Origin of the sequence: Columbia Basin potato purple top phytoplasma (assembly GCF_028595955.1) — a bacterium.
Classification (GTDB): Bacteria; Bacillota_I; Bacilli_A; order Acholeplasmatales; family Acholeplasmataceae; genus Phytoplasma.
The window spans coordinates 1-3494 of sequence record NZ_JANHJP010000014.1; the positions used below are offsets into that span (position 1 = coordinate 1).

Below are 3494 nucleotides of genomic sequence, written 5' to 3' on the forward strand. Positions count from 1 at the left end.
TTAACTAATTTTTTTAAACAAAAAAATAAGCCAAACCGTTTTTTTATATTAACTATAAAAAAATAGTTTGACTTAAATTTGTGGATTACCAATTGTACCATTTTAAATGATACTCAACCATTTGTTAAGGTTACCAGTTTCACTTTCTTCTTGAGTTGTTTCTTCTTGAGTTGTTTCTATTTTATCTTCATTATTGTTAGTTATATTTGATTCTTCATTTTGGATAATAGTTGGATTAGATTGTTGTTGGATAGATAGGTTTTGGAAGATTGGTGTTGGGTTATTTTTCATTTTATGGGTTAATTGTTGTAGAGTATTAAGTGTTTTGGTTTCTTCGTGATGGAACGGTTGAAATTTATTGGTTATATTAAAAAATAAAAATTATATAAAACAAGAAACAAAATTATATTGAAAAAAACATAAATAAATTAATTTACAATAAATAATTTATATCTAAATCACAATTTAGTTCATATGACAATTAAAAATAATTAAATAATTTAAAATATAATTTGTTTTAAAAAATTTGAAACTCAAAAATAAGAAAATATTTTTATAAAAAATCAAAAATTTTTTAATAATATTTATTAAATATATTTATTTTATAAAAAATATATTGTTGAATTTTTTTGTTTTATTAAAAAAATTATATAATTATATTATATTAGGTTTTTTTAATAAAAAAATCTGAAGGAGTTTTTTTCTAAATGTTATATTTTGACGAACCAACTACATTAGTTATAATTTGTTGTTTTTTACCTTTAATTATTTTTTATTTAGTTAAAAAATTAATTGTTTATTTCGTTATCAGTTTTATTATTTTAATAGGATTGATCGTATTTTTAATATTTACATATAAAGATAAATTACCGTTTTTATAAATGAATTATTGATATTTAAATAGAGAAAGTCGTTGATAAAATATTTTAATATTTTTTTATTTTGAAATTTTCTTTTTTAAAAAATTTAAAAAATAAGAAAAAATATAAAGAAAGATGGCTAAAATAAAAACTACAAGTATAAGATATAAATATCCTTGTCCTTTTTCTATTTGAAAAATACCTTTTTTATTATGATCAATAAAATCATAAGGATATTTTGCGTTTTTCACAAATAAACCTTTTATAAAGAAAAAGATAAAATAAAATAAAGGATGAATTAAACCAACATAAACATGTCGAGAGATTAAATTTTTGATATCTTTTGCAGAAAAATAAAAAATAGTATATAAAAAAGGAATTATTGTATGTTTATAATGTATAGTTTGTCGAAAAGAAAATTTTTTTATTTCTTCTCTATCAAGAATAGTATGATTAATAAGGGAAGTAAACAAAATACTAACTAAAGCGATAAAAGCTAAATAAGAAAATTTCAAATTTTTTCTAAAAGGAGTGAAAAACAAAAACATTACAATTAATATTATAATATTGCTTTCTGATGTAAATTTATAAATAAGATTAGAAAAATTTTTATTGCTATTAATAATTTGAAAAAAATTTATGCCGAAAATAATAAAACAAATTAAAAATAATAAAAAAGAAAAAATAAATTGTAATAAATGATTTTGGAAATATTTTTGAAAAATAAATTTATTTTTTTTATGCATCAGATTATAAAGCTCCTTTTATCATTTTATATTAGATTATTTTAAATATTTTTTTTCTAAATACTCTAAAAAAACATAAGTATTTATTTTAGGTTTATCAGTAATTTTTAATAATAATTCAGAACTATTATATAAATAACCAAAACATCTAAAATTTTGATTTAAATATTGATTTAAATGTTTAAAATCTCCTTTTAAAAAATTTTGTTTATAGTTAGGATTTAAAATACTATATTTTTTCATTATCATTGAAGAAATAATCATTCCATTACCGTAACTAGGGAAATAACCAAAAGAACCGGAAGACTAATGAAAATCTTTTGAAAACAACCTTAATTAAAAGTTTTCGGTTCAATTCCTAAATATTTTTTCATTTTTTTATTCCATACATTAGGTAATTCATCTAAAGATAATTTATCATTAATCAATAATTCTTCTATTTCAAAACGTAAAATAATATGTAAAGGGTAAGTAACTTCATCAGCATCAACTCTAATAAAACTTGGTTTAACTTTGTTTACTTGATAATATAAATTATTTACTTTGAATAAAGTATCGTTGAAATTAAATTCTTTTTGAAAATAATTGGATAAAAATGTTCAAAATTCTTTAGATTTAACGACTTGTTTTTCTATTAATAAAGATTGACTTTCATGAAATTGAAAATCAAGGGATTTTCCTACTGTTTGATTTTTATATTTTAAAGGTAAACTTTGTTCATATAAAGCATGATCTGCTTTCATGCATTGTATATAAAAAAACTACTTAAAAATTTTATTCATCATAACGAGTGGTTAAACGAATATTAGATGAGTTGATTCATTTAAACGGCCTTGATCAAAATTAAAACCAAAAAGAGACATCATTTTATTATTTAAAATTTTTTGTTTAGTGATATCGAAAGGAATATAATTATCACAATTATGAGTTTTTTGTGATTTTAGAGCTATTTGTTTAGTATAATGAATAACTTTTCGCTAAATAAGGTTTAAATAATTCTTAATCATTATTAAATCGAGCTTTTTTCAAAATCATTTCAGCTTATGTAGTTGATAAAATTAAATTGTTTTTTAATTCTTCTGAAATTATTTCTTCATGTTTTATTTTTAAAATTATTTTTGTTAAATTTTGTTTTTGCCATCTTTCTAATTCTTTTTCTTCTTTTTCTGTTAAAGTAATTAATTTTGTTATTTCATCACTTAATAATAATTAGCAAATCTTAGGTGTTCCACAACTTTAGACACTTTTTATTTTTTAAAAACTCTTTTAAGACTGACTATTAAGTTAGTCTTTTTTCTTTTCCAAGACTAAAAAAATAATTTCCTATCTTTTCTAAAAACGTTTTTAGAAAAGATTCTAATGTTAAGATAAGAATTATTTAAAGATTTTTTAAAAATAAAAAGAATTTAGAAATACGATATCAATTAATTGAACTTCATTTACCATTAATCAAAAAATAGTAAATCAATTTAAATATTATCCTCGAGTTGTAACAAAAGAAGATTTATACCAAGAAGGGATTTTAGGATTAATCAAAACCCTGGATAATTACGAAGATTTAGCCTATGAATTTATCGCTTATACCACACCAACCATCAAATCAGAAATAACAGAACTAATAAAAAAAGTCATTCTCCTTCGATTCCACAAAAAAATCATAAAACTGATAATCTTTATTTTCAAGAATATAATAGGTGCTAAATTGATATTTTTTTATCATTAATGAAAGAGTGCTTTATAAAAGTAATGATAAAAAAAACAATTTTTTTTCCTATATTTATACTTTTATTATAACATAAATAATAAAATTTGATTAATTAAAAAAAAGAAAAAAACAAGTCTAACCCTCCATAAAGAAGGGTATATTGATGATTAATAATTGATAATA

General features: G+C 19.4%; 2 protein-coding genes and 3 pseudogenes. 1 reads left to right on the top strand and 4 read right to left on the bottom strand.

Translation table 11 applies throughout. The annotated features are described in order from the left end of the window. Positions 1-102 precede the first annotated feature (102 nt). The 4 genes and pseudogenes from M8044_RS02300 to M8044_RS02315 all read right to left on the bottom strand — a co-directional run bounded on the left by M8044_RS02300 (position 103) and on the right by M8044_RS02315 (position 2349). On the bottom strand, positions 103-291 hold the full coding sequence (locus tag M8044_RS02300; protein ID WP_308705354.1) for a hypothetical protein: 189 nt from the start codon (positions 289-291) through the stop codon (positions 103-105). Between the two features lie 646 nt (positions 292-937). Further along, positions 938-1606, bottom strand: a complete 669-nt coding sequence (locus M8044_RS02305) for a Pr6Pr family membrane protein (RefSeq protein WP_273585442.1) — start codon at positions 1604-1606, stop codon at positions 938-940. 36 nt (positions 1607-1642) lie between these two features. Further along, positions 1643-1900 (bottom strand): annotated as a pseudogene (locus tag M8044_RS02310) (carboxypeptidase M32); the annotation flags it as partial. Between the two features lie 38 nt (positions 1901-1938). Next, positions 1939-2349: pseudogene (locus tag M8044_RS02315) on the bottom strand (hypothetical protein). Between the two features lie 642 nt (positions 2350-2991). Here M8044_RS02315 and M8044_RS02320 point away from each other — a divergent pair. Then, positions 2992-3292: pseudogene (locus M8044_RS02320) on the top strand (sigma-70 family RNA polymerase sigma factor); the annotation flags it as partial. Positions 3293-3494: the final 202 nt, after the last annotated feature.